The 17,171-nt window shown below is 44.7% G+C and carries 13 protein-coding genes; 7 read left to right on the forward strand and 6 right to left on the reverse strand.

Annotated features, from left to right (window positions below):
- Window positions 1-159 precede the first annotated feature (159 nt).
- Window positions 160-378 carry a hypothetical protein gene (locus OCV30_RS08945; RefSeq protein ID WP_244499029.1) on the reverse strand — a complete coding sequence of 73 codons (219 nt, stop codon included), beginning with the start codon at window positions 376-378 and terminating at the stop codon, window positions 160-162.
- Window positions 379-586: 208 nt separating this feature from the next.
- Here OCV30_RS08945 and OCV30_RS08950 point away from each other — a divergent pair, with 208 nt between their 5' ends.
- A complete protein-coding gene (locus OCV30_RS08950) occupies window positions 587-1,384 on the forward strand; it encodes a hypothetical protein (RefSeq protein ID WP_065678708.1) in 798 nt (265 codons plus the stop codon).
- Window positions 1,305-2,081 (forward strand): hypothetical protein, encoded by a 777-nt coding sequence (locus OCV30_RS08955; protein ID WP_065678709.1) that lies wholly within the window; start codon window positions 1,305-1,307, stop codon window positions 2,079-2,081. Before OCV30_RS08950 ends, OCV30_RS08955 begins: the two co-directional genes overlap by 80 nt.
- A 327-nt stretch (window positions 2,082-2,408) precedes the next feature.
- Here the strand turns inward: OCV30_RS08955 and OCV30_RS08960 are convergent, their stop codons facing one another.
- The 3 genes from OCV30_RS08960 to OCV30_RS08970 all read right to left on the reverse strand — a co-directional run bounded on the left by OCV30_RS08960 (window position 2,409) and on the right by OCV30_RS08970 (window position 8,670).
- Complete coding sequence (locus OCV30_RS08960; protein WP_009847008.1) at window positions 2,409-2,903, reverse strand: outer membrane beta-barrel protein; 495 nt, start codon at window positions 2,901-2,903, stop codon at window positions 2,409-2,411.
- 143 nt (window positions 2,904-3,046) lie between these two features.
- Window positions 3,047-7,129, reverse strand: coding sequence for an ATP-dependent RNA helicase HrpA (hrpA, locus tag OCV30_RS08965; RefSeq protein WP_065678710.1), 4,083 nt, complete (start codon window positions 7,127-7,129; stop codon window positions 3,047-3,049).
- 227 nt (window positions 7,130-7,356) lie between these two features.
- Entirely contained in the window at window positions 7,357-8,670 is a 1,314-nt protein-coding gene (locus OCV30_RS08970; protein WP_065678711.1) for a MipA/OmpV family protein, read from the reverse strand.
- 81 nt (window positions 8,671-8,751) lie between these two features.
- On the opposite strand from OCV30_RS08970, the gene OCV30_RS08975 reads away from it, so the two are divergent.
- From OCV30_RS08975 to OCV30_RS08985, 3 genes are all read left to right on the forward strand, one after another.
- On the forward strand, window positions 8,752-9,237 hold the full coding sequence (locus OCV30_RS08975) for a VC1380 family protein (RefSeq protein ID WP_083994590.1): 486 nt from the start codon (window positions 8,752-8,754) through the stop codon (window positions 9,235-9,237).
- A 24-nt stretch (window positions 9,238-9,261) separates the two neighbouring features.
- A complete protein-coding gene (locus OCV30_RS08980; RefSeq protein ID WP_065678713.1) occupies window positions 9,262-11,271 on the forward strand; it encodes a metallophosphoesterase family protein in 2,010 nt (669 codons plus the stop codon).
- Window positions 11,272-11,384: 113 nt separating this feature from the next.
- Window positions 11,385-11,834: a tellurite resistance TerB family protein gene (locus OCV30_RS08985; protein ID WP_065678714.1), complete on the forward strand. Its 450-nt coding sequence runs from the start codon at window positions 11,385-11,387 to the stop codon at window positions 11,832-11,834.
- A 178-nt stretch (window positions 11,835-12,012) separates the two neighbouring features.
- On the opposite strand, the gene OCV30_RS08990 is transcribed toward OCV30_RS08985, so the two are convergent.
- Window positions 12,013-12,543: a 3'-5' exonuclease gene (locus OCV30_RS08990; protein ID WP_065678715.1), complete on the reverse strand. Its 531-nt coding sequence runs from the start codon at window positions 12,541-12,543 to the stop codon at window positions 12,013-12,015.
- Between the two features lie 87 nt (window positions 12,544-12,630).
- Window positions 12,631-14,169 (reverse strand): sensor domain-containing diguanylate cyclase, encoded by a 1,539-nt coding sequence (locus tag OCV30_RS08995; RefSeq protein ID WP_065678716.1) that lies wholly within the window; start codon window positions 14,167-14,169, stop codon window positions 12,631-12,633.
- Window positions 14,170-14,517: 348 nt separating this feature from the next.
- On the opposite strand from OCV30_RS08995, the gene OCV30_RS09000 reads away from it, so the two are divergent.
- Window positions 14,518-15,150 carry a DUF2760 domain-containing protein gene (locus OCV30_RS09000; RefSeq protein WP_065678717.1) on the forward strand — a complete coding sequence of 211 codons (633 nt, stop codon included), beginning with the start codon at window positions 14,518-14,520 and terminating at the stop codon, window positions 15,148-15,150.
- Entirely contained in the window at window positions 15,150-17,135 is a 1,986-nt protein-coding gene (locus OCV30_RS09005) for an Hsp70 family protein (protein ID WP_065678718.1), read from the forward strand. Before OCV30_RS09000 ends, OCV30_RS09005 begins: the two co-directional genes overlap by 1 nt.
- Window positions 17,136-17,171 lie beyond the last annotated feature (36 nt).

The raw sequence follows: 17,171 nt of genomic DNA on the forward strand, positions 1-17,171 counted from the left end.
TATCCAATATATTAACACGAATGGTAAATTCATGTAGTTAACCATTTTGTGACGCTTCGTCATTTCTGACTTATCGTCATAATAGCGCAAATATTGATCATATCAAGGCGTTTTATAAATTAAATTCACTTTATGAATAGATGAAAAAACCATCAATAATCACATCGCGTTACTCACCAGCCTGCCGTCATTAACTGGCATAGCATCAGTAACCAACATAAGATCAATAACCGACACAGCATCACTAACCAACGCGGCATCACTAACCAACGCAACATCACTAACCAACGCAACATCACTAACCAACGCAGCAAGAAGCGCCTTAGTTTGGCGAAACCAATACAAGCCCATTACGCTCTCTTCATCTAAATAGAGCATGATGGTTTAGGACAGTCAGCTATTCGAGCCGAACGGAGGGGTACGTAAACCACGAGAATGAGTGAGTTCAGGTTCACCTTTTTGGTGCAGACCTCTGCTTATGGTTAATATTTGGCTTACTAATGCCGTTTTCTACTAAGTTGCTATAAATTCAGTAAGGGGTGACTTACAATAGTGACAACGACTTACCTTTTTTGAGAACACGATATTGAGCGCCAAATATTCTTATTTAGCTTGGCAAGTGAATACTTCTAGCCCAGCAGAAAAGCTCGTTTTATTGATGCTTGCAGACGGTGCTGACGAGTTCGGCTACACCAATGTGTGCCTACAGACAGCAGGTCAACTTTGTGCTCTCTCTACGTTTGGTTTAGCCGACTGCCTTAAGTGTCTAGTCGACCAAGGTTTTCTCGATAAGATAAAAGTAGATTATCGAGATCAAAAAGAGATTCACGTTTTCAAAATGCTCATTGAGCAAGAGCAAGCTGCGGCTCACGTTGAGGTTCAACCGACCAACAGTATTCCGGTCTACTCTACTGCACCTGCACCTGCACCTGCACCTGCACCTGCACCTGCACCTGCACCCAAGTTTCAGCCTGCTCCGGCACCGATGCAACACATGCAGCATGCCCCTCGCCCACAAGGCCGAGGCTCAATGAACAGCAACACCGTATCTACTCATGATCTCAACGAAGAAGAGATACCATCATGGGCAGAACGTGCGTTTAAATTCTCCGGTCTGACCGGTGACCATAGTTTAGTATGGAAGAAATTTGTCCTCTGGTATAAAGCCAAAGCCAATGAATTAATGCCACTATCTCGGATTGAATCCAAGCTGCAGTACTGGCTAGTTAACGAGAAGCAAAATGAAAGACAACAACAGCAGAAGACCTCTCAATATTCAGGAAATGCAGGACAAGCTCAAGGAAATGGGTATAGACAAAAGCTTAGCCCATCTGAACGCTTCAGGCAGCAGCTCATTCAAAAAGGCAAAAAGCCAACCTTCTGAGCCCGCTTCACCTGTTGTTCCTGACTCTAAAGGCTCAGTAGTACCTGAAGTTATTGAAGCACAGAGCACTGAAGTAGCGACACCCAATGCTACTAGCACGGGTTCGTCTCAACAAGTGCCTGTTGTTGACCAAGATCCCGCTGAGTTGGAGCTGACAGATTGGTGTATCCATGTTTTCGGTTCTTTCTTGAGCGTGTACGAAACTCAGTGGGAATACCAATACGGTAGTGAACCAAGCGGTAAGTTTCTTGAGTTTGCACACTCTGTAGACTCAGACGGCCTTAATCGCGTGCTAATGCATTGTCATGAGCGCATTCAACTAGGCAACAGTTGGCCGCCGCAAATGGGTGAGCTTTGGATTCTAAAGGATTCATTAACAGAAGAAGAGCTGCTTGATAGCCGCATTCGCGTGTTGTCACGCACAGCTGTTAACAACATTGAAAAATGGCTTATCCAAAACAAGCTATACGACTTGAAACGCACCGCTGAAAACAAGCTTGATGGTCTGTTTAAGAAGTACTATTTGGAAGCAAAACGTTTAGATGAGAAAGGCATACTAGAAACTGAATTACCGCAGTTCCTTCTTGCTGCTAACTCCGTAAAGAACCTGAACGATTTAAAACGTGAAGAGTACGAAAGCCAACACGGCAAAGCGATTAACCCAAGAATTCAGAAAATTCTAAACAGTAAAAAGTAGCCTTCTACGGTCTACGGTCTACGGTCTACGGTCAGAAAATACCGTCAAGATTACCCGGTCAATAGATACAAAAATGCCAGCTATCAAGCTGGCATTTTTTATGAGTTTTTATACCAATCACAGTAAGTAAATGATCATAAATAGCGCCGGAAAAAGGCTTGAGAACAAGGCAGCAATTTTTGATAAGTAGTTATTCTACAATCAAAATTTCTAACGAAGTTATCGAGCGTTTTAACTAGCTAGGATGAACAGTTATTTACTACGATTGGTATTATAAACCCATCAAACAATTATCCGACCGCTATTTACGATCGCCTTACTGATTAATTACAGTAGGTGGATAGTTGCGTTTAGAGAGAAAACGCCTGAGTCGTCATCTTTCATGTTGAAGTTTTGGTAGCTAGCGCCTACAGATAGTGGGCCAAAGATGAAGTATTCTGCGCCTACACCGTACATGATATCAACTTCGTCTTGCTTGAAGCCGTTCGCTTTAAGCTCATAAGAGTGAAGACCACCCTTCGCGTATACGTGAAGAGGACCAAAGTCGATGCTTGGTTTGATTGCTAGGTAAGTTGTGCTTGCGTCTAGTTTAGTCAGTGTTTGGTTGCCGTATTTAACACTGTCGAAAGAACCTAGATCCCAGTAACCCGCTTCAACACCAATAAATGGAAGGATGCCCGTACCCACGTGGATACCCATCGCTGTCTCTTCTTGATTACCTAATGAGTTTTGACCACCCATTGCGCCGCCGTACAACCAAGAATCAGCCATCGCTGTTGAAGATGCACCTAGCAGTGCTAGAGCCAATAACGTTTTTTTCATATTCGACCTTTTTCGTCCTGTTGGCAGGCCTTGCGTGGTAATGAATTGCCACCAAGTCGCCCTGTATGTAATAACTATTCAATTAGTAATGCAATAAGCAAGATTTATACCCAAACCTTGCCATTGCGTCTAGCTTTATTCGTTTAGCAAGCATCAATCGCGTTTTTAACACGCTTATCTGATACTGGGTAAGGTGTACCGAGTTGCTGTGCGAAGAAGCTTACACGAAGCTCTTCTATCATCCAACGCACCTCTTTTACATTTTCTGGAACCGCGATCCCTTTTGGAATTTTATTCAGCAGCTCTTTGTAATCATTCATTACAGAGTCCACTTTGATCATATGAAGGCGATCTTTATTCGGGTCAATCGGCAGTTTTTCCATTCGGCGCTCTATCGCTTTCATATAGCGTAGAATATCCGGCAAGCGTTTCCAGCCGCATTCTGTGGCAAACCCCTTAAAAATCAAACCTTCTATTTGAGCTTTAATGTCTGAAAGCGCAAATGCCATTGAAAGATCGACACGCCCTTTCAGCTTCTTACTGATGGCGAATGCCGTGGTTAAGATGGTTTCAACCTGTTGAGCAATCTCAACAACTGTGTCATCTAACTCTGCACGTACGTGTTCTTTTAGAGCTTCAAACTGCTCTGGCTCCCAAACTATGCCGCCCTTCTGCTCAATCAGCTTATCAATACCACAAGCGATACAGTCATCGATAAGATCGAGCACTTGTCCGTATGGGTTGAAGTACAAACCGAGCTTAGATTTGTTCGGTAAATTCGAGTGCAAGTATTTGATCGGCGATGGTACGTTCAACAGAATTAAACGACGCTGACCCGATTTCATTGCAGTGATCTGCTCTTGCTCGGTTTCGAACAATTTGATCTCTACGCTGTCTTTAGAATCCACCAGTGCTGGGAAGGCTTTAACATCATAGCCACCACGTTTCTGCTGGTAGACTTTTGGTAACTCACCAAAGCTCCACGTATGCAGGTTTTGCTGCTCGATGTCATCGTCTGCCACTTTAGAAAGTGTTTCTTGAACCTTGTCTTTCAGGCTCTCTTTCAACTCATGCAGGTCTTTCTGCTCTTTCAGTTTGCGCTTACGATGATCCACTGCACGGAATGTTACCTTTAAGTGCTCTGGAATCTGGTCTAACTTCCAGTCATCACGTACCACTTCTACACCTGTCATGCGGCGTAGCTCTTTCTCAAGCGAATCCAACAACGGTGCTTCAAGTGGTGTCACACGAGCCAAGAACGCATCTGCATAGTTTGGCGCAGGCACAAAGTTACGGCGTAGCGTTTTTGGTAACGACTTAATTAGGCTAATCACCAGTTCCTGACGTAGGCCTGGGATCTGCCAATCAAAACCGTTCTGGTCTATTTGGTTCAAGATAGGCAGCGGAATGTGTACCGTTACACCATCGTTGTCATCGCCCGGCTCAAATTGGTAGCTCAGCTTCAGCTTGATACCGTTTTGGTGCCAGAAGTTCGGGTAATCCAAATCAGTAACGTGGCTAGCATCGCCTCGGAACAGCATCGACTTTTCAAAGTTAAGCAGCTCTGGTGTTTTCTGGCTGGTCTTCTTCCACCATGTGTCGAAGTGACGGCCTGAAACTGCCTCTTCACCCACACGCTGGTCATAGAAGTCGAACAGTTCATCATCGTCGATCAAGATGTCACGACGACGCGATTTATGTTCTAGCTCTTCGACTTCTTGCAGTAGCTTACGGTTCTGCTTGAAGAAGGCGTGTTTGGTTTCCCACTCACCTTCAACAAGTGCGCTACGTACAAACAGCTCACGGCTGACGGTTGCGTCAATCGCACCATAGTTCACTAAACGTTTCGGGATGATTGGGATTCCGTAAAGCATCACTTTTTCGTGAGCCATTACTGCCGCTTGCTTCTTCGACCAATGTGGTTCGCTGTAGCTACGCTTAATCAAGTGTTTCGCTAATGGTTCAATCCATTCAGGCTGAATTTTGGCGATAACACGGCCCCAAAGTTTTGAGGTTTCCACCAGCTCAGCAGACATGATCCACTTAGGCTGTTTCTTAAATAGGCCTGACGCAGGGAAGATATGGAAGCGTGCGTTACGAGCACCTTGATATTCATTCTTTTCTTGGTCTTTCATACCGATGTGCGAAAGCAAACCTGATAGCAGTGACATGTGAATGCCATCGTAGCTGCCCGGCTCTGTATTCAGCTTGGTATCTAATTCACGCATCGCTTGGTGAATTTGGAAATACACATCTTGCCATTCACGGATACGTAAATAGTTCAGGTAATCTTGCTTACACTGTTTGCGGAACTGGTTACTCGACAGCTCTTTTTGTTGCTGCTTAACGTAATCCCAAAGGTTCACAAACGTGATGAAATCCGACTCTTTATCGAAGAAGCGCTTGTGCTTATCGTCAGATGATTGTTGCTTGTCTGATGGACGCTCACGCGGATCTTGAATCGACAACGCAGACGCGATAACCATTACTTCGTGCAAACAGCGGTTGCTTGGCGCTTCAATCACCATACGCGCTAAACGTGGATCAATCGGCAGCTTAGCGAGCTTACGACCAATCGCGGTTAGCTTCTTCTTGTCATCGCCATGGTTCTTATTTTTATTCGCAGACGGTTCGACTGTCGCGATCGCACCTAGCTCTTCAAGCAGCCTTACACCATCTTGAATATTGCGCTTATCTGGCGCTTCAACAAATGGGAATGCTTGAATGTCGCCTAGGCCTAACGCTGTCATCTGAAGGATAACCGATGCTAGGTTAGTACGAAGAATCTCAGGATCAGTAAACTCTGGGCGTGATTCAAAATCTTCCTCAGAGTACAGGCGAATACAGATACCTTCAGCAACACGACCACAACGACCTTTACGCTGGTTCGCACTCGCTTGAGACACTGGCTCAATCGGTAGGCGTTGTACTTTAGTACGGTAGCTGTAACGGCTAATACGCGCCGTACCCGGGTCGATGACATACTTAATGCCCGGAACGGTTAGAGAGGTTTCTGCCACGTTGGTTGCCAGAACGATGCGTCGACCAGTATGAGACTGGAAGATGCGGTTCTGTTCACCCGCAGAAAGACGTGCATAAAGCGGAACAATTTCGGTATCACGCAAGTTACGTTTACTTAAAGAGTCGGCAGTATCGCGAATCTCACGCTCACCGTTCATGAAGATCAAGATATCGCCTTGGCCTTCATCACACAGCTCATCAACGGCTTCAAAGATACCTTCGATTTGGTCACGGTCTGAATCGCTTTCATCACCACCTAATGGGCGGTAACGCGTATCTACTGGGTAAGTTCGGCCTGACACTTCAATGATCGGCGCGTTGTTAAAGTGCTTCGAGAAACGCTCAGGATCGATAGTCGCCGACGTGATAATCACTTTCAAGTCAGGACGCTTTGGTAGAAGCTCTCTCAAGTAACCCATGATGAAGTCGATGTTCAGGCTACGTTCGTGCGCTTCATCGATAATGATGGTGTCGTACTGGCTTAAGAAACGGTCGTGTTGAATTTCCGCCAGTAGAATACCGTCGGTCATCAATTTGATTTGGGTGTTTTCAGAAATTTGGTCGTTGAATCGAACCTTGTAACCAACGAACTCACCCAACTGCGTTTCCATCTCTTCCGCAATACGGTTTGCAACCGAACGCGCCGCAAGACGACGAGGCTGAGTATGACCAATTAGGCCAAAACGACCTCGGCCAAGCTCAGAACAGATCTTGGGTAACTGAGTAGTTTTACCCGACCCCGTTTCACCCGCCACGATAACTACTTGGTTTTCAGCAATGGCTTTCGCAATATCATCGCGCTTTTGGCTTACTGGGAGAATCTCTGGGTATTCGATGGTTGGTTTCTGCGCAGCACGCTGAGTTGCCGTCATCATTGACTTGGCAATATCTAACGCAATCTCATCGAAGACAGCGTGCTTAGATTGTTCGTTCTTGATTTTACTCGCGCCAGTAATTCGCTTACTCAAACGGAAGCGATCACGCATCATACATTCGTGGAGCGCTTTACGAAGAGATACTGGGCTATTCTGAGATGATTTTGTCTTTGTCGCTGACTGTTCAGCTTTCTTGGCATTTGCTTGTTCAGCATTTAATTGTTTAGCAGGTCGGTTCGATGCAGGCTTATTTGATTTCGCTTCGTTCTGTGGAGAACTTGGCTGTGCTGCATTCTTGTTGTTATCTGCTTTTTCCGGAGACGAAGTCAAAGCGTGTCCTATTCTTGTACTTATTAAACTCGCGCGATTATATCACAAGTCTCAAACAAAAAAGCCTGACAACAAAGGGAAAACCTTTTGCTATCAGGCTGATTAGTCACTCTCACGTTAGTAAAAGCGATGGAAGCGTGACGAACGCAAACCGAATGTTTCAAAAATCACAGTTAAAAACTAAACGCTAAAAACGCCTGTTATAAACTGCCTGCTAAAAACCGCGCTTAAAACTCGTACTGTAGATAAACCGTATTGTAGTTACTGCCGCCTTTGATTCGACCAAACTGAGAGGCGTTTTCAAAAATAGCAGAACGGTGATGCAACGAATAGCCGAACCATAAGTTGTTCAGGTCATTCTTACTCATTAAGTCACCTACGTTTACATCGACCGAAAAGTCGAGGTAATTAAGCAAATGGCTCCCGTTATAACCTTTCTCTTTCATCTCTTTCGCTTCGATGTAAGTCAGCGAATCGATGTAAGACATACCTTCTGCCACACCAACACGCCATTGTGTCGGCCAGTCGAAAGTGTAATACGCTTTGATAGCGACAATGTATTCAGTGCTGCTTGACTGAACATCTGAATTCCAGTGATGCGCGATACCCGGTGTTAAGTAGATGTCCAATGGGAAACCGAAGATCTCATCGGTTAACGGGTGGCCATAGAAGAAGGAGGTCAACTGGTTGTTGTATTCGTCTTTCTCCCTGTTGAACTTCATGATGTCGCCAATATTCGATGGCGTCGCCCAGCCGTGTGCAACACGTAAATACGGCGCATTGCTCAGCTTAGGTTTTGGCGCTTTGGTTTTATCATTGAAAAAGCCAAAACCAAGGTAAAGTTCGCCTTGATAACGGTCTTCGACAATCGACGAATCGTAAGCGTTGTCATCCAGTCGAGTCACACTGGTTGAACCCAATAAGTATAAGTTCGAAACCACATGGTAACGCGCTTCTACACCGACATTCAGGTCCACACCTGCGCCGATGGTTTCATTGGCTGCTGAGTAATACTCGCTGTTGAAATCCGCACTTTTATAGCGCAGTGTCGCACGCGGAGTGAACTCCCAGTCTCCGGTTTCATACTTGGCTTTCGCTCGTAAATTACCGTGGAAGTTAAATTCACTGTCGCTCATTAACTCCGTTTCGACAGACCAAGGCCCATCAAGTTGGTAAGTCAGTTGAGCACCAAAGTCCGCCGTATCCCCTTCAATTTTATTCTGCTCAGAAGCAGGGATATCAATAAATCGCATTCGGGAGATAGCATTAAGGGACCATTTCTCGTCGTCGGGTTGGTAAAGGTAAGCACCCATCTCAGTCCCATCAATGAACACATAATCGTTCTTGAAAAATAGCATTGGAACAAAAGAGCTAACCGATTGGTCACCACCTGACGTGTCGTAAGGAATACTTGCCGTACGAAACATCGCGGCAATCCCCCACTCTTGCTCTTTCGCAGCCCACGCATTCGCACTTAGGAAAACGCTACTGACGAAAACAACGCCCGACGAAGCGAGAGGCGGTAAATATTTGAGCTTCATTCTTATGTAATTACTCTTTGTAATAAATTTTGTGTTACTGAATAGACATTTATTAACCATAACGGCTAACTAATTTTAGGTTTGAGCGGCATTGACCGTTACAATGTAGAATATTCTCGGTTAAATGAAAGCATTGTGAAAGTCTCCGAATTACAAAACATTATAGATCACTTACCCAAAGATTCCGATCCGGATATTGTTATTGGTGAGGCATGGTTGCCCGAGCGTTTGGTGAATACCAACCTAGACGGCGACATGCTATTTCTTGAGTTCGATAATGCCCCTGAAGACAATCAAGGGGATGAAGAAGGCCGTGGTTTTGTTGAACACGAAATTGCTATGATTCGTGAAAAACTGGAGCAAGTGTTAGACGACACATCCGATACCAAGACCAAAGCCGATGCCCTATTGGCAATATTTCTAATGGGTCATGAACTTTCTAGCTCGGAAGTTATCGAACTCCTTGAAGCAGATGGTTCTGAAACACCTGAGTCTGAAATGATCGCGCCTGACATAACAGAGCCTGAAACGAACAAGCTCGAAACAAAACCACATCACAACGACTAGCCACCAACGATTTTAGGTACCGTATTGAAACCCTCTACGACATCATCTCTTCCCCTGTTACTCGCCGGACCCATTTTAAGAAAAACGACTGCAACTGAAGTCGTACTTTGGTTAGCCACCAGCTCGCCTCTGACAGGCAGAGCCGAACTTCATACTCAAGAAATAGACGATTCTGAAGCAGCACAAGACCAACCGTTTTATACCTCACCGCTTGAAGATCATGATTCGATTCAAATCGGTACACATGCGTGGGTAACGCTCATCCGCTTACAAGGTGAGTTCCCGACTAATACACTTCTAGAGTATGACGTTCGCACAGAGTCAGGCTCATTAAAAGAGCTCGCACCTCACCTTGTTTACAACGGTAAATCTCGCGTTGAGTTTAAGATCTCGACCTCGGCTGATTACATTCTTCATGGCTCTTGCCGTAATCCACATCATCCAAGCAAAGACAGCCTAGTCGCGGCCGATAACAAGATAGCCGATCAAACCGTCGCTGAAAGACCCGATATGCTGATGATGAGCGGCGATCAGATCTACGCTGACCATGTGGCAGGCCCAACACTGGATGCTATTCAGCAAGTGATTCAATTGCTTGGCCTAGTGGGAGAGAGCTTACCGACTGACTCGCAAGTTAACCGAATCAACAGCAGTGACGCCTTATTTGAGAGCGAATATCACTTATATCAACGTGATCAGTACTTGCCACACCACACCACTTCAGAATCCATGCTCGATAAGTTCTTCCCGAATCGTGGCGTACCGATTTTTAGTTCTACCGATTGTGAAAACCACTTGGTCACGCTGTCTGAGTTTATCGCGATGTACCTGTTAGTTTGGTCTCCGACACTATGGCAATGCGTCAATCGAGAGCGTTTAATTGAGAATAACTTCACTCAAGGTGGACGCAAATTAACACCGATCGAGCAGCAACAATGGCGTGATGAAAGCGTCATCATAGATGATTTCATTGCTGGCTTACCGCAAGTACAGCGTCTGTTCGCACATATCCCTACATACATGATCTTTGACGATCACGATGTAACCGATGATTGGAACCTTACCGTGGGTTGGGAACATGCCGTAGACCAAAACCACTTTGCAACTCAAGTCATTGGTAACGGCCTCGCGGCCTACTGGATGTGTCAGGGCTGGGGTAACAAACCGGAGAGCTTCGACGAAAGGTTCATCGAGCAAGCAAAACAGCTTTTTGCTGGTCAAGTACGTGCCACTACAGAAATGCATAATGAAACTGTCGATGCCAATACTAATCACCCTGTTAGCAATATCGAGCCAAACAAGCATCGCGCCTTCATTGAGATGCTGAGTCGCTTTGAGGAATGGCATTACACAATAGATACTTCACCCAAAGTCATTGTGTTGGATACCCGAACACGTCGCTGGCGTTCGGAATCTCGTATGAATAAACCTTCAGGTTTGATGGACTGGGAGGCCTTGATTGAATTTCAACATCAATTGATGCATCAAGATAAAGTCGTCATCGTTTCAGCTGCGCCTATGTTTGGCGTGAAGTTTATTGAAACTCTGCAAAAGATGGCGACCACAATTGGCAAACCATTAGTGATTGACGCTGAAAACTGGATGGCGCATCCGGGCAGTGCTAATACGCTGATCAGTATCTTTACCCATACCAAAACACCGACCAATTTCGTGGTACTTTCTGGTGATGTTCACTACTCCTTTGCTTACGATATCAAGCTTAGGTACCGCCGAAATAGCCCAAACATTTATCAAATCACCTGTAGTGGTATCAAAAATCAGTTCCCAGCTCCGCTGCTTAAATTCTGCGATGTGTGGGACAGACTATTGTATAGCCCGCGCTCGATTCTGAACTATTTCACCAAGCGAAAGCGCTTAAAGATTGAGAAACGAAGCCCAGACAATCAAACCTTCTATCGCCTTTCAAACCGCAGTGCGATTGGTGAATTAAGATTAGATAGCGACGGTAAACCGCAAGCGATTACGACGTTAAGTGGTGATGGAAAAGTGACACGCTTTCCTGAACCTTACTAAACAAGTGTTCCTTATTGCTGACCTCTTCGTAATGTCAGTTTTAAGTAAAGACGCTTGCGATCACACTCCGTAGGCCCAATAGTAATAATATTCACCATAACTGGAATGCTTTTATGTTTAACTCACTTACCTCGTTATTTAAACAATTAGTTGACGGCTCTGATTTAGGCAAAACGCCCACTGCCTCACCTAACTTAGCCATCGCCAGCTTGTTATGCGAAGTCGCTGGTGCAGACCACGCGATCAACGAATCAGAGCAACAAGCCAAACTGCACTTACTTCAGCGTTTACTGAACATAACCGAAGAAGAATCAAAAGCTTTATTAACACAAGCTGAGCCTCAAGTTGAACAATCTGTTTCTCTGTACGATTTCACTTCTCAACTGCGAGAGCTTTCGCAGCCGGTTCGCATAGACTTAATCAAAGCTATGTGGGAAGTCGCGCATGCGGATGGAGAGATTGACCCACTTGAAGATTCAGTGATCCGCAAAACCGCAGAACTTCTTTATGTTGACCACAAAGACTTCATCAAAAGTAAGTTGAGCGTTTTAGGCGAAGATTAGAGCCTGAAATGGTTAATTAGATTCTGAAATGGTTAGTTTGAGCATGAATGATTAGTCAAAACCATAAATGAATAAAAAGCGACGGGCTAAGAAACCCGTCGCTTTTTTTGAATGGATAGCACTGAAAGCTAGAAGAATAAAACTGAGAGGTTTTAAAAATTCAGCTACAACAATTTCGTTACAACATTGTTAATGTCAGCTTCGCAAGATTATAAGCATCGACATAGCCGGAGTGCTGACGGCCTTCCCACTCGATATTTTTCGCTTCTTGAGCCGCACGGTGGCCAATGCGTTTTTCTTTCAATCTATTTTGAATACGATAAAGCGTTGCGATGTTTAAAAACTCGCTAAATGGTGGCTCAATGCCTTTCTCTATACACTCTTTGTGTAAGATAAGGTCATCACGCCCCCACGCTGCATAGATTTTTTTCGGACCACCGAAGTTTTTAATCATCGACTTGATGACCGACTCTAATGGGCGCCCCTGCTTTTCGATTTTACGAGGTGTAATACCGGTTAACTCGGCACAGAACAGAGATACTTCGTCTTTCTCTGGCTTAACGTAGTATTGTGCTCGCTTGACGATAGTACCAGATGTTAGGTCAATCTCAGCAAGACCAACTTCAATGATCTCCCCTGTTGTTCCCACACCGTCTTCGCTCCAACAGCACATTTCCAAATCGAAACATACCACTCGATTGTGATTCATACGTCGCCTAATTCTCTCATCAAAAATTTTGTCAAATTGTACATGAGCCTAATACAGAACTCGACCCTAGTTGCATCAAGTGCTCATTTAGCCTGCAATTGTGACTCGATTTCGGCCATCTGACTTGCTTTGATACAACATGCTGTCGGTTTTTTGAAGGAGTTCTTCAATATCTTCTTTACTGCGGATGGTAGCACCGATACTTAGAGTACAACTCAAAAGTTGACCTTTGTGCTCGCAGCAAGAATCACTTACGCTGTGTAAAATACATTCAAGGTAAAACTTCAAAGCTTCACGATCGGAAATGCTTGATATAATACAAAACTCATCACCACCGACACGGAACAAGTTGTCCCCTTCTTTTAAGTTCAATGAAATCTGTTTAATCACATGCACAAGCAAGGCATCACCCGCAGGGTGGCCAAATTTATCGTTGATACCTTTGAATTTATCGATATCGAATCCGATGAGAGTGAAAGACTCACTACGCTGAATTGTCTTGTCGAGGATTTTGTTGAAAGCGCGTCGGTTGTATATCTCTGTGAGGCTATCATGGTTGGCGAGAAAGCGAAGTTCTTTAGTTCTTTTGTCAAGCATTCTAGACAGACGATCTTTTTCTCTGATTTGCATATTAACAATATATGCAAGCAACAGTGAGATAGTCGTTCCCACTAATGCAATACCTGCTAATACCATATAACCATAAAATGATATGCATGAATCGATCTTGTAGTCGATCTTCCAGTCGCGATTAGTCAGAGCCAAAGTCTTTGTTATCTCGTGACCAAAGACTGAATCATAACCTTTAGTCTCAAACAAAATAGGTGAATCTTCCGCTTCAAAACCAGTGTCAGTGACACGAATATAGACATTCATATCCCCTACAGCCGAAGCTAATAGATTTTCAAAGTAATAAGTTGTGCGGACTACACCAATCACAACACCGAGTAAGTTGTCACTTTCACCATCAAACACAGGGTGATAAACCAACATGCCACTCTTTGGTATTTCTTTGTCTAAGCCATCTTGTATTAAGCGTACCTTGTCAGAAACATTGGCTTCGCGAGTTTGTTTAATGTTGTCTATAACTAATTTAAAACGCTCTCTAGATGAATAAAAACCTAATACTTTATTATTTGCCTCTGTGTTTGGGTAAACGTCAGTTGCAATAAAAGCAGACTCGCCATCTAAGACATAGCCATACGTTTTTTCTTGGTGTTTTGGGATGGTAAACAACTTAAAAAATGGGTATTCCTCTTCCATTTCTTTTGTATATGCTGTGATTTCATCAACCGATACTTTTTGCATCCACTGCAAGGCAATTAGACTTTTTGAATGGGCGATGGTTTGCTTTGCAAAACGGTCGAAATTACCCCAATTATCTTGATCGTTAGAATAGAAAAAATTAGCGCCGGAACCGATGTAAGCCACATCATTATTGATAAACGCTTCAAGACTTAGTGTCTGGTGCGTAGCAAAGCTATTCAAATTCGTTATCAGCGCACGTTGCTGATTAAGCGCGACAAACACAAAACACAACACAGTTATCAAAAAACCGACCGAGAATACGACCAATGGGAGTATTTTTCTCTTCATCCCTATTAGTGGGTCAGTAGTGTCAGGCATAAGGGTTCCAAATGGGATAAAGTGAGCAGAAAGTATATAACGGACGGAAATAATGCTCCATTCATGTTTAGTCCTAAATGTCACATTAAACGGGCATTTTGTAAATCTTACTGATACCCATGACCAATAACCAGACAAGTCTCGACTAAATTTCAAGCTAACACACCAAAAAACCACTTGTTTGAAAACATTAAATACACCTCTTAAGCCTTGAATATGCTAGTATCCACCCATATTTATAGCTTGAAAGCGACCGTTTCAGCCTCGTGCTACCGAGTTTCTTTCCAATCTGTATATTCCTTTAAACCGACGAATATACCGTTAAATCAATTTTAAAGAGAAATCACTATGATCGTTGATTTGAACCTAATCCCACAAACGTTTGATATGCTTCACGCAGGCCTAACTGCATCAAGCGTTTTACTACTGCTTATTGCCGTTTCTCGTAAAACCCAAGTGGTTGAGAAAGTCGTAGAAAAACCAGTAGAAAAGATCGTTGAAGTTGAGAAAAAAGTTGAAAAGATTGTTGAAGTTGAGAAAGTTGTAGAAGTTGAAAAAGTCATCGAAAAAATCGTTGAAGTTGAATCTAAGCTTGCAACAGCTCCGACTGACTCTGCAATGCAACTACTGTCTATCATGCAGCAAGAAGCGCGTTTAATCGACTTCCTAAAAGAAGACCTAGCTTCATTCTCTGACGAAGAAGTTGGCGCAGCAGCACGTGTTATTCACACTGGCGGTAAAAAAGTGTTAGCAGATTACGTGACGCTTTCTCACATCCGTACTGAAGATGAAGAAACGCGCATCACTATCGCTGAAGGTTTCAACCCACAAGAAATCCGCCTAACAGGCAATGTAACGGGCAATGCACCGTTCAATGGCACGCTAGTTCACAAAGGCTGGAAAGCAACTGACATGAATCTGCCTAAACTTGCTGAGAACTACGATGCATCTGTGATTGCACCGGCAGAGGTGGAGCTATAATGGAACACCAAACTCAGCCATCATCGCACGAGTCATCTGCACAAACGCATTCACAAGAGCTATCTTCTCAAGAGCAACATCAGGCGCCTAAGTTCAGTGTCGGTATCGATTTAGGTACTACACACTGTGTTTTGTCTTTCATCGACACAACAAATGAAGACGCTCGCGTTGAGGTGATGCCAATCCCTCAATTGACGGCTCCAGGTACAGTAGAAACTCGCAGCCAACTTGGCTCGTTCCTATACCAGCCGCACGAACATGAAATGAATGCGGGATCTCGCGTTCTGCCTTGGTCTTCTGAGCCGAAAGCACTGGTGGGTGCGATTGCTCGTAACCTAGGTTCAAAAACCCCTATCCGTTTGGTAGCAAGTGCTAAATCTTGGCTCTGCCACGGTGGTGTGAACCGTCGTGATGCTTTCCTTCCTGCAGGCAGCCCTGAAGAAGTTGAAAAAGTATCTCCGCTTAAGACAACTGAGTTGTACCTAGAGCACCTGAAAGATGCTTGGAACCACGCTAACCCAGAACACAAACTGGCAGACCAAGATGTAACGATCACCGTTCCAGCTTCGTTTGATCCTGCGGCGCGTGACCTAACAGCTGAAGCTGCACGTAATGTTGGTTTCACTCACCTAACGCTTCTTGAAGAGCCACAAGCGGCTCTTTACAGCTGGATTGATAACAGCAACGACACATGGCGTGATGAAGTGAATGTTGGCGACATCGTTCTTGTTGTCGATATCGGTGGTGGTACAACTGACCTTTCGTTAGTTGAAGTAACACAAGATGAAGGCAACCTAAGTCTGAACCGTATCGCAGTAGGTGAACACATCCTACTTGGCGGCGACAACATGGACTTAGCGTTAGCTTACCGTCTGAAAATGAAACTGGCTCAAGAAGGCAAAGAACTGGCTCCTTGGCAGGTTCAAGCGATGACTCATGCATGTCGTGATGCGAAAGAAGCACTGCTAAACGATGCTGAACTCCAATCTGTGCCGATCGTTGTTCCAAGCCGCGGCTCTAAGCTACTTGGCGCAACACTGAAAACAGAACTGACTCAGCAAGAAGTACAACAAACATTGGTTGACGGCTTCTTCCCACAAGTCGCTGTCACGGATCACCCGGTACAGAAAACTCGTGGTGCACTGACTCAAATGGGTCTGCCTTACGCTCAAGATGCGGGTATTACTCGTCACATTGCTGCATTCCTTTCTAAGCAAGCCAATGCGCTTTCTGGAAATAGTGAAGCCGCTCAACAAGATTTCAACCCATTTGCAAACATGCCCGGTACAGAAGCGCAAGGGTCAGAAGCGCCAGCAGCAGACTTCATCAAACCAACAGCGGTACTGTTCAATGGTGGTGTTCTAAAATCTAACCTACTTGCTGATCGTCTTTCAGACACGATCAATGAATGGCTAATTAATGCAGACTCAGAATTCGCTAAACAGCTTTCAGGCTTAGACTTAGACCTAGCGGTTGCAAGTGGCGCTTCTTACTACGGCGCAGTTCGTCGTGGCCAAGGCGTTCGTATCCGCGGTGGTATCGCTTCTTCATACTACGTAGGAATTGAAAGCGCGATGCCAGCAATCCCAGGTATGGCTCCTCCGATGGAAGCACTGTGTGTTGCACCATTTGGCATGGAAGAAGGTTCAAGCGTTCAAGTGCCTAGCCAAGAGTTCGGTCTAGTGATTGGTCAGCCAGTACACTTCCAATTCTTCGGTTCAACAACACGTCGTGAAGATGAAGCGGGCACGCACCTTGACCACTGGGCTCCAGAAGATCTTGATGAGCTTCCTGAAATCCAAGTGACACTGCCTGTTTCTGAAGGTCGTCGCGAAGGTGAAGTGGTTCCGGTGACTTTAGCGTCTCGTGTTACTGAATTAGGCACGTTATACCTAGAAGCGATTGCCACTGACAATGGTCAGAAATGGCACGTTGAGTTCGACGTTCGTGAAGATACGAATAGCGACTCAAACGAACAAGCATAATGAATCAACGGCACCTTAACGGGTGCCGTTACTTTA

The sequence above is a fragment of the Vibrio atlanticus genome (assembly GCF_024347315.1).
GTDB lineage: Bacteria > Pseudomonadota > Gammaproteobacteria > Enterobacterales > Vibrionaceae > Vibrio > Vibrio atlanticus.